Origin of the sequence: Nocardioides sp. Kera G14, assembly GCF_020715565.1 — a bacterium.
Taxonomy (GTDB): domain Bacteria; phylum Actinomycetota; class Actinomycetes; order Propionibacteriales; family Nocardioidaceae; genus Nocardioides.
In genome coordinates this window covers 700,642-715,594 of sequence record NZ_CP085839.1, presented here as the reverse complement: position 1 = coordinate 715,594, position 14,953 = coordinate 700,642, and the positions used below count along the sequence as shown (strand labels likewise).

Here is a 14,953-nt window from a genome sequence, read left to right as displayed (position 1 = left end):
GCGACGTCACTGATGGCTTCTCTCGATCTGCTCAACCCTGTCCCGACCAACGAGGCTCCGAACCAGCTCTCCGACGACGCCGCCGGCTACTACGAGCTCGGTGACAAGCTCGTCGACGCGAAGGCTCCGACCGGCCCGATCGCGTCGCGCTGGACGAACCGCAAGTTCGACAACCGCCTGGTCAACCCGGCGAACCGCCGCAAGCTGAACATCATCATCGTGGGCACCGGCCTGGCCGGTGGCGCTGCGGCGGCGACGCTCGGCGAGGCCGGCTACAACGTGAAGTCCTTCTTCTACCAGGACTCCCCGCGTCGCGCGCACTCGATCGCTGCCCAAGGCGGTATCAATGCGGCGAAGAACTACAAGGAGGACGGCGACTCGGTCTACCGCCTCTTCTACGACACGGTGAAGGGCGGCGACTACCGCGCCCGCGAGTCGAACGTCTACCGCCTGGCCGAGGTCAGCGCGAACATCATCGACCAGTGCGTCGCGCAGGGTGTCCCCTTCGCCCGCGAGTACGGCGGCCTGCTGGACAACCGCTCCTTCGGTGGTGTCCAGGTCTCCCGTACGTTCTACGCGCGTGGCCAGACCGGCCAGCAGCTGCTCCTCGGCGCCTACCAGGCGCTCGAGCGGCAGGTGGCTGCCGGCACCGTGACGCCGTACAGCCGCCACGAGATGCTCGACGTGATCATCGTCGACGGCCGTGCCCGCGGCATCGTCACGCGTGACATGGTCTCCGGCGCCATCGAGACCCACCTCGCCGACGTGGTCGTGCTCGCCTCCGGTGGCTACGGCAACGTCTTCTACCTCTCGACCAACGCGATGGGCTCCAACGTCACCGCCGCGTGGCGTGCGCACCGCAAGGGCGCCTACATGGCCAACCCCTGCTACACGCAGATCCACCCGACCTGCATCCCGGTGACCGGCGCGCACCAGTCGAAGCTGACCCTCATGTCGGAGTCACTCCGCAACGACGGTCGGATGTGGGTCCCGAAGAACGCCGCCGACTGCGACAAGGACCCGCGCCAGATCCCCGAGGAGGACCGCGACTACTTCCTGGAGCGGATCTACCCCTCCTTCGGAAACCTGGTCCCCCGCGACATCGCCTCCCGTGCCGCGAAGTACATGTGCGACGAGGGTCGCGGTGTGGGTCCGGAGGTCGACGAGATGGACGCGGACGGCAACTCGGTCAAGCGTCGTCGTGGTGTCTACCTCGACCTGACCGCCGCCATCGCTCGCCTGGGCAAGGCCGCCATCGAGGAGAAGTACGACAACCTCCTCGACATGTACGAGCGCATCACCGGTGAGGACCCGTACCAGCTGCCGATGCGCATCTACCCGGCCGTCCACTACGTGATGGGTGGCCTCTGGGTCGACTACGAGCTGTCCACCAACATCCCGGGCCTCTACTGCACGGGTGAGGCGAACTTCTCCGACCACGGCGCCAACCGCCTCGGTGCCTCGGCGCTGATGCAGGGCCTCTCCGACGGTTACTTCGTGCTGCCGAACACGATCCGCGACTACCTCGCGGACGGCCCCTTCCAGCCCGTCGCGGAGGACCACCCTGCCGTGCAGGAGGCGCTGGCCGGCGTACGCGCGCAGGTCGAGAAGTTCCTGTCGATCAACGGCGAGCGCTCGGTGGAGTCCTTCCACAAGGAGCTCGGCACGATCATGTGGGAGTACTGCGGCATGGAGCGGACCGCGGAGGGCCTCAAGGAGGCCATCGCGAAGATCCGCGCCCTGAAGCAGGAGTTCTGGACCAACGTGAAGGTGCTCGGCTCGGGCGAGACGCTCAACCAGGACCTCGAGAAGGCCGGCCGCGTCGCCGACTTCATCGAGCTCGGTGAGCTGATGTGCATCGACGCGCTCAACCGCCGCGAGTCGTGCGGTGGCCACTTCCGGGCCGAGTCCCAGACCGAGGACGGCGAGGCGCTGCGTCACGACGACGAGTTCGCCTACGTCGCCGCGTGGGAGTGGGGCGGTGACTCGCTCGAGGGCGGGAAGCCCGTGCTCCACAAGGAAGACCTGATCTACACCGCCATCGAGATGAAGCAGAGGTCCTACAAGTGAAGCTCACGCTCAAGATCTGGCGCCAGGCCGGCCCTGAAGCCAAGGGTGCGCTGCACAACTACTCGCTCGACGGCGTCTCGTCGGACATGTCCTTCCTCGAGATGCTCGACCTGCTCAACGAGCAGCTCCTGCACGCGGGCGAGGAGCCGATCGCGTTCGACAGCGACTGCCGCGAGGGCATCTGCGGCATGTGCTCGCTGATGATCAACGGTCAGGCGCACGGCCCGGAGGTCACCACGACCTGCCAGCTGCACATGCGCTCCTTCAAGGACGGCGACACGATCACCATCGAGCCGTGGCGCGCAGGCTCCTTCCCGATCATCAAGGACCTGATCGTCGACCGCGGTGCGTTCGACCGGATCATCTCCAACGGTGGCTACATCTCCGCCAACACGGGTTCGGCCCCCGAGGCCAACTCGGTGCCGGCCCCACGTGACAAGGCCCTGCGTGCCTTCAACGTGGCGACCTGCATCGGCTGTGGCGCCTGTGTCGCAGCGTGCCCCAACGGCTCGGCGTCGCTCTTCCTCGGTGCGAAGATCACCCACCTCGGTGAGCTCCCCCAGGGCCAGCCGGAGCGCTACTCCCGCGTCGCCACCATGGTCGCCCAGCACGACCACGAGGGCTTCGGTGGCTGCACGAACATCGGTGAGTGCGCCGCCGCCTGCCCCAAGGAGATCCCGCTCGACGTGATCTCGCAGCTCAACAAGGACCTGCGCGAGGCGATCAAGCAGGGCTACTGAGCCCGGCGGGCCCACTCCTCCGCGATGAGCTCGTAGGAGCGGACGCGGTCGGCGTGACCGTGGGTGATCGTGGTCAGCGCGAGCTCGTCGGCACCGGTCGCCTCCTGCAGCTGCTCGAGGCGGTCGGCCACCTGGGCCGGCGTACCGACGAACTGGGTGTCGAGCCGGTCCTGCACCAGGGCGCGGTCCTCCTCGCTCCAGGTCCAGCGACGGGACTCGTCGGGCGTGGGAAACTCGATCGCGCCCTCGGCCGTGCGGATGCTGCGGACCCACAGCGCATAGCCGGTGGCGAGCTCCCGGGCCGTCGCCTCGTCGGGGGCGACGACCACGTCGGCGCTGACCGTCACATAGGGCTCGGCGAGGTCGGAGGAGGCCCGGAAGGCAGCGCGGTAGGCGTCGACGGCGTCGATCACGCCCGCGGGTGCGACGTGGTAGTTGGCGGCGAACCGCAGCCCGCGGGCACCGGCGATCTCGGCGGACTCGCCTCCGCTGCTGCCGAAGATCCATGGCGTGACGTCGGCGCCCTCCCCCGGGACGGCGTGGACCTCGACGCCGTCGTCGGACTTCCACGTGCCCGCCAGCAGGTTGAGTACGTCGTCGACGAGTGCTGCATAGTCCTGCGGCTGTGCCTCGGGCTGGGCGAGGAGCTGTCGCTGGAGGGCGATCCGCGGCGAGCCCAGCAGGTTCGCGTAGGAGAACTGCGGCGGGACGAGCAGGCCGTTCTCGGTGCGACCCTCCACGACGCGCGACGAGACCCGCTGTTCACCCGAGCCCGGCGGCTTGCCGCCCGAGCGCCCGAGACCGAGGTCGAAACGGCCGGGGTACAGCGCGTCGAGCAGGCCGAACTCCTCGACGGCCGACAGCGGAGTGCGGTGCCCCATCTGGAGCGCGCCGGAGCCGAGGCGGATCATCGACGTCTGCGCCGCGGTGGCCGCCAGCGCGACGACGGGCGAGGTGCCGGCCACGCCCGGGTTCAGGTGATGCTCGGCGAACCAGTAGCGCCGGTAGCCCGCGGCCTCGGCGCGCTGGGCCAGGTCGATGGAGTTGCGCAGCGCCTGTGCTGCGGTGGAGCCGGAGGAGATCGGGATCAGGTCGAGGACGGAGAGTGCGGTGGTCATCGTCAGGCCGTCGCCTTCGAGTCGGCCGGGGTGTCGGGATGGGCGAGACCGAGGTTGTCGCGCAGTGTCGTGCCGACGTACTCGGTGCGGTGCACGCCCCACTCCTGCAGGATCGGTACGACCGTGTCGACGAAGGCATCGAGGCCGCCCGGCGTCACGTGCGGCACGAGGATGAAGCCGTCGGCGACGTCGTCCTGGACGAAGGTGTTCAGGAGATGGGCGATGGTCGACGCCGAGCCGATGAACGACTGGCGCCCGGTGACCTCGATGATCAGCTCGCGGGTGGTGAGCCCCTCGGCCTCCGCGCGCGCACGCCAGTCGCGCGCCGTCTCGACCCGCTGCTGGTGCATCCGCACGCTGGCGCGGCCCTTGGAGTGGAGGCTGTCGACGTCGGTCTCGACCGGGTCGAAGCTCGGCAGCGGTCCATCGGGGTCGTGCGAGGAGAGGTCGGTGTTCCAGAGCTGCTCGAGGAACTTGATCGCGGTCGCCGGCGAGACCTGCGCGAGTCGCACCTCGTGGGCGATCTCGGCCGCCTCGGCATCGGTGTCGCCGAGCACGAAGGTGGCGGCGGGCAGGATCAGCAGCTCGTCGCGACGCCGGCCGAAGCGGGCGAGCCGGCCCTTCACGTCCTCGTAGAAGAGGCGGCCGTCGTCGTACTGCGCATGACGGCTGAAGATCGCGTCGGCCTCCGCCGCGGCGAAGTCGCGCCCCTCCTCGGAGTCACCGGCCTGGAAGATGACCGGGCGGCCCTGGGGCGAGCGCGGCACGTTGAACCGGCCGCTGATGTCGAACTGGTTGTCCTTGATCGTGAACGAGCCGGCGTCGGGCCGGGCCAGGAAGCGGCCCGAGGCCGGATCCGCCACGAGGTCCGTGGGTGCCCAGGAGTCCCAGAGCGTCGTGGCCGCCTCGAGGAAGGTCTTCGCCCGCTCGTACCGCTCGTCCTGGGGCAGGTAGCCGCCGCGCCGGAAGTTCTCGCCGGTGAAGGCGTCCCAGCTGGTGACGACGTTCCATGCAGCCCGTCCACCGGACAGGTGGTCGAGCGAGGCGAACTGCCGCGCGACCTCGTAGGGCTCGTTGAAGGTCGAGCTGATCGTGCCGGTGAGGCCGAGGTGGGCGGTGACGGCCGCGAGTGCGGCGAGGACGGTGTGGGTGTCGGGCCGCCCGACGACGTCGAGGTCGTAGATCCGGCCACCCTGCTCGCGCAGCCGGAGGCCCTCGGCCAGGAAGAAGAAGTCGAACTTCCCCCGCTCGGCCGTCTGGGCGAGGTGCTTGAAGGACGAGAACTCGATGTGGCTCCCGGCAGCCGGGTCGCTCCACACCGTCGTGTTGTTGACGCCGGGGAAGTGGGCGGCGAGGTGGACCTGCTTGAGCGGCCGGCCGGACGCGGCGGATGGTGTCGACATGGGTGGCTCCTCAGACGGTGGCGTAGCGGTTGGCGGGACGGTCCAGGCCGAGCAGTCCGCGCAGGGTGCTGGCGTCGTACGACGTCCGGAAGGCGCCACGACGCTGCAGCTCGGGCACGAGCCGGTCGACGATCTGGTCGAGGTCGTGGGCGATCACGGCCGGGCGCAGCCGGAAGCCCGTGAGCCCGGCCGCCTGCCACCCGAGCAGGAGGTCGGCGAGTTCGGTGGCGGTGCCGGCGAAGATGTGGGCGTCGGAGGTGTACGTCGCCCCGGCGACCTCATCGAGGCGACGCAGCCGCGCCTCGGCCGCGGAGGTGTCGTCGTCGAGCACGACGACGAGGTCACCCCAGACATGCAGCGCCTCGAGGCGTGCGACCAGCGCGGCGGCGTCGGTCTCGTCCCGGGGTGTCACGAACCCGAGATCGGCTGCGCGTGCGACGAGCTGGAAGGGGACCTCCTGGTGGGCGAGGGCGGCGACGAGCGGCTGGCCCTGCGGCGGCCGCGGCGTGATGGAGGGGCCCTTCACCGAGAACCAGCGGCCCTCGAAGTCGATGTAGTGCAGCTTCTCCCGGTCGATGAAGCGACCGGTCGCCACGTCGCGGATCTCGGCGTCGTCCTCCCACGAGTCCCAGAGCCGGCGCAGCACCTGGACGTAGTCGGCGGCCTCGTCGAAGAGCTCGACGAGCGCCTGTTGGGCGGCCGGGTCGCCGCTCCGGACACCCTCGAGGGTCAGCTGGGGGAGCTCGCGGCGGCCGACGTGGCCGGTCGACTCGGCGCTCGCGTCCACCTGCACCCGGACACCGGCGCGCCCGGTGCTCACATAGTCGAGCGTGGCGATCGCCTTGGAGAGGTGAAACGGCTCGGTGTGCGTGACCACGGCCGTCGGGACCAGGCCGATGTGAGAGGTGAGCGGAGCGACCCGGGCGGCGATCTGGACGGCATCGAGGCGGCCGCGGACGCGGTCGGTGCGGTCGTCGGCGACGAACGGGTCGTCGGACTGGAGTCGCAGGCCGTCCTCGATCGTCACGAGGTCGAGCAGGCCGGACTCGGCCCGGGCGACGACGTCCGCCCAGTAGCGCGGGGTGAAGAGCTCCTCAGGGCGGGCGCTCTCCTCACGCCAGGCGGCCGGGTGCCAACCGGCACCGTCGAGCGCGACGCCGAGGTGCAGTGGCGCGCTCATCGGTGACCACCCCGCTCGACGGGCAGCTTCTCGCCGGCCTCGACCGCGAAGGAGAGGCGGTTCTCCTCCGGGGGCAGCGGGCAGGTGGCGTGATCGGTGTAGGCGCACGGCAGGTTGACCGCGTGGTTGAAGTCGAGGATCACCCGTCCCTCGTCGTCCGGCGGGGCGACCGCGAGGCTGCGGTTGGCCGGGTAGGTCGTCACGCCCGAGGTGGCGTCGGTGAAGAGCACGAGCAGGGCGCCCTCCGCCCCGCCCGGGAAGGCGGTGAGCGCCTGCGGCGTGCCGTTGATCTCGAACGTCACCTGGCCCGGGGCGTCGTAGACATGCTCCAGCCCGTCGGCGACCGAGCCGACCGTCGTGGGTCGCGGTGCGTCGAAGGCGACGTACCGGCCCTCGAGCACCCACTCCGGCGCCGGGAAGTACGTCGGCGTGCCGGCGTACTGCACGCGCAGCGGGTTCTGGGGGTCACGCGGGCGGACGATGTCGTGCCCGCCTCGGCGGGCGACCTCGATCGCGACGTCGCCCCGGAGCAGGGTGACACCACCGCGCTCCGGGATCGGGCCGAAGTCATGGGTTCCCTCGAGCGTGACGCCGTCGAGCGTCACACCCTCCGCGGCGTCCAGGGTGACATGCACCCCGTCCGCGTCGCTCCACCACTCCCCGGGCGCGTCGTCCAAGGACTGCGGTCGTTCGGTGAGCCAGTGCAGGCCGGTCACGGCGAGAAAGCCGTGGCCGTCGGCGCGGGCGGCCTCGTGTGCCTGATGCCAGGCCTGCCACTCGGAGGTGTAGGTGTCGGGGTCGCGGGTGAGCGTCATGCGTCGTTCCGATCTGTGAGGGGCGTGCGAAGCAGCACGAAGGTCGTGCGGATGCGGGTCTTGAAGCCGACTGCCTCGTAGAGGCGGATGGCGTTGGTGTTGGTCTCGGCGGCGTGGAGGAGTGGATGGTCTCCGCGTTGGCGGATCCGGTGGGTGACATCCAGGACGAGCCGCGTCGCGAGGCCCTGCCCACGGAACCGCTCGTCGGTGCAGACGGCACTGATCTCGGTCCAGCCGAGCGGGTGCATCCGCTCTCCTGCCAGGGCGACCAGTGCGCCGTCGCGGCGGAGGCCGACGTACGTGCCGAGTTCGATGGTCCGTGGCAGGAACGGCCCCGGCTTCGTCCGGGCGACGAGGTCGAGGATCTCCGGGACGTCGGCCGGGCCGAGCCGGACGGCCTCGTCGTCACGCCGGGCGTCGACAGCGATGTCGACCAACTGGACGCCGAAGCCGCCCTCGATCCGCTCCCACCCCTCGGGCGGCCTGACGGCCGCTCCGGTCATCGTGACGAGCTCGCCCGCACCGGCCAGCGCCGCGAGATCCGCCCAGCCGGGGTCCTGCGGATCCCAGGGCCGCTCCACCGCCGAGGCGAAGGAGGCGTCAGGGGCATAGCGGCGGGCGGCGCCCCGCACCTCGGCGAGGTGCTGGTGTGGGCCGGTGAGCGAATGCCACGCGGGGTTGTCGAGAAGGGACTCATCAGGCACCTCTCCACTCTCTCGCCTCCGGCCGACGGAATGAGACCCCTGCTCAGTATTCGGACAAACCTAATAAAACTAATTGACTTTGATGATGATGGGCGCGTGACCGCCACTCCAGACGCCGTGCCCTACGCCGCTGCCACGCACACCACCGCCACAGCGCCCACGATCTCCGCCGAGCGACGCGTGGTGCCGCGCAGGCACTGGGTCCGTTGGATCCTCAGCAGCGTCGTCATCCTGCTCGCGATCTCGCTGGCCCTGAACATCGCCCAGAACGAGACCTACCAGTGGAGCGTCTTCCCGCACTACTTCGTGCGGCCGCTCATCCTCAAGGGTGTCGTCCTCACCCTGCAGGTGAGCCTGTACGCCGGCCTCGTCGGTCTTGTCCTCGGCACGGCGCTCGCCCTCGCGCGACTCTCCGGCAGCGCCGTCCTGAGCGGGGCCGCCTGGCTGTACATCTGGTTCTTCCGGTCACTGCCGGTACCGGTGCTGTTGCTGATCATCTACAACGTCTCGCACTTCTTCCCCACCTTGGCGCTCAAGCTGCCGCTGCTGCCCGCACTCGTCAGCCATGACACGCCACTGCTGCTGCCGGGGCTGGTGGCCGCCGTGGTGGGGCTCGCGCTCAACGAGGCCGCCTATGCCGCAGAACTGATCCGTGGAGGCATCCTTGCGGTCGACCACGGACAGATCGAGGCTGCCAACGCCCTCGGCCTCTCCCCGGCCCGCCGGCTCACCCGGGTCGTCCTCCCCCAGGCCCTCCGTTCGATCGTGCCCGGCTACGTCAACCAGCTCGTCGGCCTGGTGAAGATGAGCTCCCTCGTGTACTTCGTCGGCCTGGCCGACGTCTTCGGCGCCGTCTACATCCTCGAGAGCCGCATCCCCAACGACATCGTGCCGCTGCTCCTCGTGGGCTCCGCCTGGTACCTCGTCATCACCACGGTGCTCTCGATCCTCCAGTTCTACGTGGAGCGGCACTACGCCCGCGGCGCCGTCCGCACGCTGCCTCCCACTCCGTTCCAGAGGCTGCGCAGCCGGACCGCCGTCCTCGCCCTTCGCCTCAAGGAGGCTCGCGCATGAGCGCCGCCCTCACGCCCGTCCCGTCGATTCCCGCGGTGGAGATCCGCAACGCCCACAAGGCCTTCGCCGGGACCGAGGTGATCCGAGGCATCGACCTCTCCCTCCCCGCGGGCGGTGTGACCGTCATCCTCGGGCCCTCCGGCTCAGGCAAGTCGACCCTGCTGCGGGCGATCAATCACCTCGAGCCGCTCGACCACGGCTACATCGCCGTCCACGGCGAGCTGATCGGCGTCGAGGAGCGACGCGGTCGCCTGCACGAATTGACGGGCAAGGCGATCCGGCGGCAGCGCACCCGGATCGGGTTCGTCGCCCAGAGCTTCAACCTCTTCCCCCACCTGACCGTCGCCGAGAACGTGGCCGAGCCGTTGCTCGCCCACAAGCGGGCGACGAAGGGCGAGGCCCGGATCCGGGCCCAGGAACTGCTGTCGCGGGTAGGCCTCGGCACTCGGGGCGATGCCTACCCGCGACAGCTCTCCGGGGGACAGCAGCAGCGCGTCGCCATCGCCCGTGCGCTGGCACTCAAGCCCGACGTACTCCTCTTCGATGAGCCCACGTCGGCACTCGACCCGGAGCTCGTCGGCGAGGTACTGGCCGTCATCAGGGAGCTCGCCCGAGACGGCACGACCCTGGTCATCGTCTCCCACGAGATCGGCTTCGCCCGTGAGGTCGCCGACCACGTCGTCTTCATCGACGGCGGCGTCGTGGTCGAGCAGGGCGCACCGGCCCAGGTGATCGACCACCCGACCCACGCGCGCACCCGCGAATTCCTCGGCAAGGTCCTCTGACCGTGCTCCACCCGCATCACCCCCTCCGTCCGGCAACGAGGCCGGCGGCCAACCCAAGGAGAAACATGTCCCTCGTCCGACCGCTCACCCGGCCGTTCGTCCGCAACATCTCGGTCGCGGCCACGGCCGCCACCCTCGCCCTCAGTCTCGCCGCCTGCGGGAGCACCAAGGGGGAAGCGGCCGCGGCGGCCGACACCGACGGCACCACCCACGTGAAGATCGCCGTCGCCGCGGGCGACAGCTACCCGACGGCGACGATCGACGTGGCCACCCAGGAGAAGATCCGCGACGAGCTCCCGAAGGACCTGGTCAAGAGCGGCAAGCTCGTGATCGGCGAGGGCGCCCTTCCGACCGGCTTCCCGCCCCTCGCCTTCGTCGGCGACGACGACACCACGATCACCGGCGCCGAGCCCGACCTCGGTCGTCTGGTCGCCGCCGTCTTCGGACTCGAGCCCGAGATCACCAACGCCACGTGGGACAACCTCTTCGTCGGCATCGACTCCGGCAAGACCGACGTCGGCTTCTCCAACATCACCGACACCGAGAAGCGCAAGGAGAAGTACGACTTCGCCTCCTACCGCCAGGACAACCTCGGCCTCGCGGTCAAGGGCGACAACCAGCTCGACTTCACCGGTGACCCCGCCGTCCTCGACGGCCTCACGGTCGCCGTCGGCGCCGGCACGAACCAGGAGAAGATCCTCGTCGAGTTCAACGACAAGCTGAAGGCGGCCGGGAAGGAGGGCATCGACATCAAGTACTACAGCGACAACACCGCCATCTGGACGGCGCTCGAGTCGGGCCAGATCGACGCCTACTTCGGCCCCAACCCCGGCATCGCCTACGAGGAGGCCCAGACCGGCGACAAGTTCCGTACGGCGGGCACCTACTCCGGTGCCGGCGCGAGCCTCCAGGGCCTCATCGCCGCCACGGTGAAGAAGGACAGCGGTCTTGCCCAGCCGGTGGCCGACGCGATCAACTTCCTGATCGAGAACGGCCAGTACGCCGAGTGGCTCAAGACCTACAACCTCACCAATGAGGCGGTCGCGAAGTCCGAGGTCAACCCCGCCGGCCTCCCGCTCGACAACTCCTGACGCGCGTCAGCCGACCTTCCTGCTCGCCCGAAGCGCCTTGACGCCGAGGGCGAGCAGGACCGCGCCGATGACCAGGTCGACGACGATCAGGATCGAATGCGCGATCCAGTAGCCGTCAGGGTGCTCCTCGCCGCGGGAGTGGGCGGCGGAGAGGTTCTTGATGAAGGTGCCCCAGACCCAGAAGTTCCAGATGCCGACGCCGATCAGCAGCCAGGCGTGCTTCTTCTCGAACTTCACTGCGGTCTCCTCACCTCACCGGCGTACGTCGCCGCGTAGAAGACTACGCGCGTGAAGTAGTTGATCCACACGAGCAGCACGAGGGCGACGCCGAAGGCCTGGAAGGCCGGAGAGCCCTTGGCCGAGCCGAGCAGGGCGAAGGAGACCATCTTCATCAGCTCGAAGCCGAAGGCCCCGATCGCGGCGGCCTCGACGAGCGAGCGACGTGGGATGTGGGGCTTGGCGACGAGCGCGAAGAGGACGACGAAGAGCAGCACGCTGACGGCCCACGACAGCACATGGGTGAGCAGCCAGAGCAGCCACGGCCAGCCGAAGCCCAGCCAGTCGACGACATCGGTGGAGAAGGAGGTCAGCGTCTGCGCACCGACGACGCTAACGAAGAGCGCGAGGCCGATGCCGACCAGCGCGACCAGGTCGTCGCGCTTGGCGACCAGGAAGCTGGGCTGCTCCTCGCGCGGGACCTCGAAGACCGCGAGGAGGCCCGTCCGCAGGGCGTCGATCCAGCCGAGGCCGGCGTACAGCACGCCGAGGAGGCCGACGATGCCGGCCCAACCGCTGAAGCGCTGGACGTCGTCGAGTGAGACCTGCCCCTCGCCGGAGCCGACCAGCCCCGGCATGATCTGGTCGATCGCGCGGGTGAGGCCGTCCGAGGCGTCGGGCCAGACGTTGTCGACGACGCCGACGGCGAAGGCCGCCAGTGCCAGCACGGGAAAGAAGGACAGGAACGCGAAGTACGTGACCGCGCCGGCCTGCTGTGAGGCTCCGACGCGGCCGTAGTGGGACTGGATCCGGACCAGCAGGTCGAGGACCGACGACCGCGAGCGGGCCTGCTCGAAGGCCTTCTGGGCCCGCACCACGATCGCCGGGGGCACTGGCTAGTCCTCGCCGCGGTCGGTCTGGCTCCCCAGCGGGAACGTGTGCGTCGGGTGCCAGCGGCCGTCGGGGTCGAGGATGTAGAGGGTGAACTCGTCGACGACGAAGCTCGCCTCCAGGCCGGCCAACTCGGTGCAGGCGAGGTCGAGGACCTGGTCGGGGAGCTCGTGGGCGACGGTGACGTGGGGGTGGTAGGGCCACGAGGAGTCGATCCCCAGCGGCCCGTTGCGGACGAGCCCTTCGAGGGTCGCGCAGTCGTCGGCGCCCTCCTCCAGCGCGACGAAGACCACCGGCGAGACCGGGCGGAAGGAGTCGGTGCCCTTGAGTGCGACCTCGAAGGGCGCCACCATGCCGGCGGCTGTGGCGAGGTGGTCGACCACGCCGCTGATCAGCTGCGTGGAGATGCCGACCGGCGGGAGCAGTGTGATGTGGGGCGGAATGAGGTCGGCCATCGGGTCGCCGATCCGCTCCCGGAAGGCCTGGAGGTCACTCCCCCATGGCTCCGGGACCACGATGACGACGCCGATGGTCTGCATCCGGGCGCCCGTCGGTCAGGCGGCCGGGAACGGCGGCACGAAGCCGACCCGGTCATAGACGTCGGCGATCGTCCGCGACGCCACCGCACGCGCCTTCTCGGCACCACGCGCAAGCACCGAGGTGAGCTCGGTCTGGTCCTCGAGCAGCTCGAACGTCCGCGTCCGGAAGGGCGTCACGAAGTCGACGACCACCTCGGCGAGATCCGACTTGAAGTCGCCGTACCCCTTGCCGACGTAGTCGGCCTCGAGCTTCTCGATCGTGACCCCGGACAGGGCGGAGAAGATCCGGAGCAGGTTGGAGACACCGGGCTTCTCGGCCTCGTCGAAGCGCACCTCGGCCTCGGAGTCCGTGACCGCCGAGCGGATCTTCTTGGCCGAGACCTTGGGGTCGTCGAGCATGTCGATCAGGCCGTTCGGCGAGGACGCCGACTTGGACATCTTCGACGTCGGGTCCTGCAGGTCGTAGATCTTCGCCGTCTCCTTGAGGATGTACGGCTCCGGGATCCGGAACGTCTTCTTGTACCGCGAGTTGAAGCGCTGGGCGAGGTCGCGGGTCAGCTCGAGGTGCTGGCGCTGGTCCTCGCCGACCGGGACGTACGCCGGGCGGTAGAGCAGGATGTCGGCAGCCATCAGCACGGGGTAGGTGAAGAGGCCGACGGAGGCGGACCCCTCGCCCTGCTTCGCCGACTTGTCCTTGAACTGCGTCATGCGGCGCGCCTCGCCGAAGCCGGTGAGGCACTCCAGCACCCAGCTCAGCTGCACGTGCTCGGGCACATGGGACTGGATGAAGATCGATGACCGCTCGGGGTCGACGCCCGCGGCGATCAGCTGCGCGGCCGCGACGAGGGTACGTCGACGCAGCACCTTCGGATCCTGCTCGACCGTGATCGCGTGCTGGTCGGCGATGAAGAAGAACGGCTCGTAGTCGGCCGGGTCGGACTGCAGGTCGGCCCAGTTGCGCACCGCACCGAGATAGTTACCGAGGTGGTAGCTGTCGGCGGTCGGCTGGATCCCGGACAGGACCCGGGGCCGAGCGGCCGGTGTGGAGGCAGACTCTGGCATGCCCCCAGTGTTCCATCACACGCGCTCGCCGAGAAAAGTGGGTTTCAGGGCGGTTCGCCGGTGCAGCAGTCCGCTCCACAGCAGGATCGCGATGCCGAAGACCGACAGGATCGCGCCGACGAGGGCCGTGGACCGGTAGCCGTGTCCGGCGTCGATCACGACGCCACCCAGGTAGGCGCCGAGCGCGTTGGCGATGTTGAGTGCGGAGTGGTTCATCGCCGCGCCCAGCGTGACCGCGTTGCCTGCGACGTCCATCAGCCGCAGCTGCAGGTTGACCACGAGGACCGAGCCCAGCGCGGTGACGAGCATGGTGCACGGCCACAGCCACCAGCCGTGCGGCGCAGCGAGCCAGAAGGCGACCAGCGCGAGGCCGGCGCCGACGCCACCGAGGATGAGCGACTTGAAGACCGACCAGTGCGAGAGCTCGCCGGCGACCCAGGTGCCGACCACCATGCCGAGACCGAAGGCCAGCGTGAAGAACGGCACGGCGCCCTTCTCCAGCCCGCCGACGTTCGTGACGATCTTGGCGATGTAGGAGTAGACGCAGAAGAGGCCGCCGAAGCCGACCGCACCGGCCGCCATCGTGAGCCACACCTGCGCGGAGCTGAAGAAGCTGCGGGCCTCGTTGCGGCCCGTGGCCGACTGGTCTGCCGGCTGGTGCGGCACGACCACGGCGATCAGCGCGACCGTCGCCAGCGCGAGCACGCCACAGGCGAGGTAGGCCGCGCGCCAGCCGGCGTTCTGGCCGAACCAGGTCGCCGCGGGGACGCCGATGACGTTGGCGATCGAGAGGCCCATCATCACGCCGGCGACGGCGCGCCCGCGACTGCTCTCGCTGACGAGCTGCGACGCCACCAGCGAGGCGACACCGAAGTAGGCGCCGTGCGGGAGGCCGTCCAGGAAGCGGGCCAGCATGAGCAGGCCGTAGGACGAGACCGCGGCGCTCATCACGTTGAAGACGGCGTACACGCCCATGAAGGCGAGCAGCAGCGCCTTGCGCGGCAGGCCGGCCGCGAAGAAGGAGAGGATCGGCACGCCCACCACGACACCGAGGGCGTACGCCGAGATGAAGTGCCCTGCGGTCGGGACCGAGACGTCGACACCGTCGGCGACCTCGGGGAGGACGCCCATCGTGGTGAACTCCGTGGTCCCGATGGCGAAACCGCCTACCGCCAACGCAACGATCGCCCAGACGGGATTCAGTGTCCTCACCACGGACCAACCCTGTCGCACGACGGCGCTATTCCCGAAACCCTTGCGACACA

General features: G+C 69.5%; 15 protein-coding genes. 5 read left to right on the top strand and 10 right to left on the bottom strand.

Annotated elements, in window-relative coordinates:
- Window positions 1-12 precede the first annotated feature (12 nt).
- The gene (locus LH076_RS03575) at window positions 13-2,070 is read left to right on the top strand and encodes a fumarate reductase/succinate dehydrogenase flavoprotein subunit (protein ID WP_227782630.1); all 2,058 of its coding nucleotides are present in this window, start codon (window positions 13-15) and stop codon (window positions 2,068-2,070) included.
- Window positions 2,067-2,810, top strand: a complete 744-nt coding sequence (locus tag LH076_RS03570; RefSeq protein ID WP_227782629.1) for a succinate dehydrogenase/fumarate reductase iron-sulfur subunit — start codon at window positions 2,067-2,069, stop codon at window positions 2,808-2,810. The genes LH076_RS03575 and LH076_RS03570 overlap by 4 nt, the downstream gene beginning before the upstream one ends.
- Here LH076_RS03570 and LH076_RS03565 read toward each other — a convergent pair.
- Genes LH076_RS03565 through LH076_RS03545 form a run of 5 tightly spaced genes read right to left on the bottom strand, consistent with a single transcriptional unit; the run spans window position 2,804 to window position 8,030 of the window.
- Window positions 2,804-3,928, bottom strand: a complete 1,125-nt coding sequence (locus tag LH076_RS03565; RefSeq protein WP_227782628.1) for an LLM class flavin-dependent oxidoreductase — start codon at window positions 3,926-3,928, stop codon at window positions 2,804-2,806. The two genes, LH076_RS03570 and LH076_RS03565, sit on opposite strands and share 7 nt — an antisense overlap.
- Before the next feature lie 2 nt (window positions 3,929-3,930).
- Window positions 3,931-5,331, bottom strand: coding sequence for an NtaA/DmoA family FMN-dependent monooxygenase (locus LH076_RS03560; protein ID WP_227782627.1), 1,401 nt, complete (start codon window positions 5,329-5,331; stop codon window positions 3,931-3,933).
- Window positions 5,332-5,341: 10 nt separating this feature from the next.
- Window positions 5,342-6,511, bottom strand: a complete 1,170-nt coding sequence (locus tag LH076_RS03555) for an LLM class flavin-dependent oxidoreductase (RefSeq protein WP_227782626.1) — start codon at window positions 6,509-6,511, stop codon at window positions 5,342-5,344.
- Window positions 6,508-7,326, bottom strand: coding sequence for a DUF1684 domain-containing protein (locus LH076_RS03550; protein WP_227782625.1), 819 nt, complete (start codon window positions 7,324-7,326; stop codon window positions 6,508-6,510). Before LH076_RS03550 ends, LH076_RS03555 begins: the two co-directional genes overlap by 4 nt.
- Window positions 7,323-8,030 (bottom strand): GNAT family N-acetyltransferase, encoded by a 708-nt coding sequence (locus LH076_RS03545; RefSeq protein WP_227782624.1) that lies wholly within the window; start codon window positions 8,028-8,030, stop codon window positions 7,323-7,325. The genes LH076_RS03550 and LH076_RS03545 overlap by 4 nt, the downstream gene beginning before the upstream one ends.
- A gap of 96 nt (window positions 8,031-8,126) precedes the next feature.
- On the opposite strand from LH076_RS03545, the gene LH076_RS03540 reads away from it, so the two are divergent.
- The 3 genes from LH076_RS03540 (at window position 8,127) to LH076_RS03530 (ending at window position 10,980) form a co-directional block, all read left to right on the top strand.
- Window positions 8,127-9,104 (top strand): amino acid ABC transporter permease, encoded by a 978-nt coding sequence (locus LH076_RS03540; protein WP_227782623.1) that lies wholly within the window; start codon window positions 8,127-8,129, stop codon window positions 9,102-9,104.
- Window positions 9,101-9,889, top strand: coding sequence for an amino acid ABC transporter ATP-binding protein (locus LH076_RS03535; protein ID WP_227782622.1), 789 nt, complete (start codon window positions 9,101-9,103; stop codon window positions 9,887-9,889). Before LH076_RS03540 ends, LH076_RS03535 begins: the two co-directional genes overlap by 4 nt.
- A gap of 65 nt (window positions 9,890-9,954) precedes the next feature.
- Window positions 9,955-10,980 carry an ABC transporter substrate-binding protein gene (locus LH076_RS03530; protein ID WP_227782621.1) on the top strand — a complete coding sequence of 342 codons (1,026 nt, stop codon included), beginning with the start codon at window positions 9,955-9,957 and terminating at the stop codon, window positions 10,978-10,980.
- Window positions 10,981-10,986: 6 nt separating this feature from the next.
- Here the strand turns inward: LH076_RS03530 and LH076_RS03525 are convergent, their stop codons facing one another.
- Genes LH076_RS03525 through LH076_RS03505 form a run of 5 tightly spaced genes read right to left on the bottom strand, consistent with a single transcriptional unit; the run spans window position 10,987 to window position 14,903 of the window.
- On the bottom strand, window positions 10,987-11,217 hold the full coding sequence (locus tag LH076_RS03525; protein ID WP_227782620.1) for an SCO4848 family membrane protein: 231 nt from the start codon (window positions 11,215-11,217) through the stop codon (window positions 10,987-10,989).
- A complete protein-coding gene (locus LH076_RS03520; protein ID WP_227782619.1) occupies window positions 11,214-12,089 on the bottom strand; it encodes a YihY/virulence factor BrkB family protein in 876 nt (291 codons plus the stop codon). Before LH076_RS03520 ends, LH076_RS03525 begins: the two co-directional genes overlap by 4 nt.
- A gap of 3 nt (window positions 12,090-12,092) precedes the next feature.
- Window positions 12,093-12,626: a 2'-5' RNA ligase family protein gene (locus LH076_RS03515; protein ID WP_227782618.1), complete on the bottom strand. Its 534-nt coding sequence runs from the start codon at window positions 12,624-12,626 to the stop codon at window positions 12,093-12,095.
- Between the two features lie 15 nt (window positions 12,627-12,641).
- Window positions 12,642-13,688, bottom strand: coding sequence for a tryptophan--tRNA ligase (trpS, locus tag LH076_RS03510; RefSeq protein ID WP_227782617.1), 1,047 nt, complete (start codon window positions 13,686-13,688; stop codon window positions 12,642-12,644).
- Window positions 13,689-13,703: 15 nt separating this feature from the next.
- Entirely contained in the window at window positions 13,704-14,903 is a 1,200-nt protein-coding gene (locus tag LH076_RS03505) for an MFS transporter (protein ID WP_227782616.1), read from the bottom strand.
- Between the last annotated feature and the right edge of the window lie 50 nt (window positions 14,904-14,953).

What these genes read in the sequence shown, in the direction of transcription:
- LH076_RS03575 (WP_227782630.1), top strand. Translation starts at nt 13, where the DNA reads ATGGCTTCTCTCGATCTGCTCAACCCTGTCCCGACCAACGAGGCTCCG.
- LH076_RS03565 (WP_227782628.1), bottom strand. Translation starts at nt 3,928, where the DNA reads ATGACCACCGCACTCTCCGTCCTCGACCTGATCCCGATCTCCTCCGGC.
- LH076_RS03560 (WP_227782627.1), bottom strand. Translation starts at nt 5,331, where the DNA reads ATGTCGACACCATCCGCCGCGTCCGGCCGGCCGCTCAAGCAGGTCCAC.
- LH076_RS03555 (WP_227782626.1), bottom strand. Translation starts at nt 6,511, where the DNA reads ATGAGCGCGCCACTGCACCTCGGCGTCGCGCTCGACGGTGCCGGTTGG.
- LH076_RS03550 (WP_227782625.1), bottom strand. Translation starts at nt 7,326, where the DNA reads ATGACGCTCACCCGCGACCCCGACACCTACACCTCCGAGTGGCAGGCC.
- LH076_RS03535 (WP_227782622.1), top strand. Translation starts at nt 9,101, where the DNA reads ATGAGCGCCGCCCTCACGCCCGTCCCGTCGATTCCCGCGGTGGAGATC.
- LH076_RS03530 (WP_227782621.1), top strand. Translation starts at nt 9,955, where the DNA reads ATGTCCCTCGTCCGACCGCTCACCCGGCCGTTCGTCCGCAACATCTCG.
- LH076_RS03515 (WP_227782618.1), bottom strand. Translation starts at nt 12,626, where the DNA reads ATGCAGACCATCGGCGTCGTCATCGTGGTCCCGGAGCCATGGGGGAGT.
- trpS (WP_227782617.1), bottom strand. Translation starts at nt 13,688, where the DNA reads ATGCCAGAGTCTGCCTCCACACCGGCCGCTCGGCCCCGGGTCCTGTCC.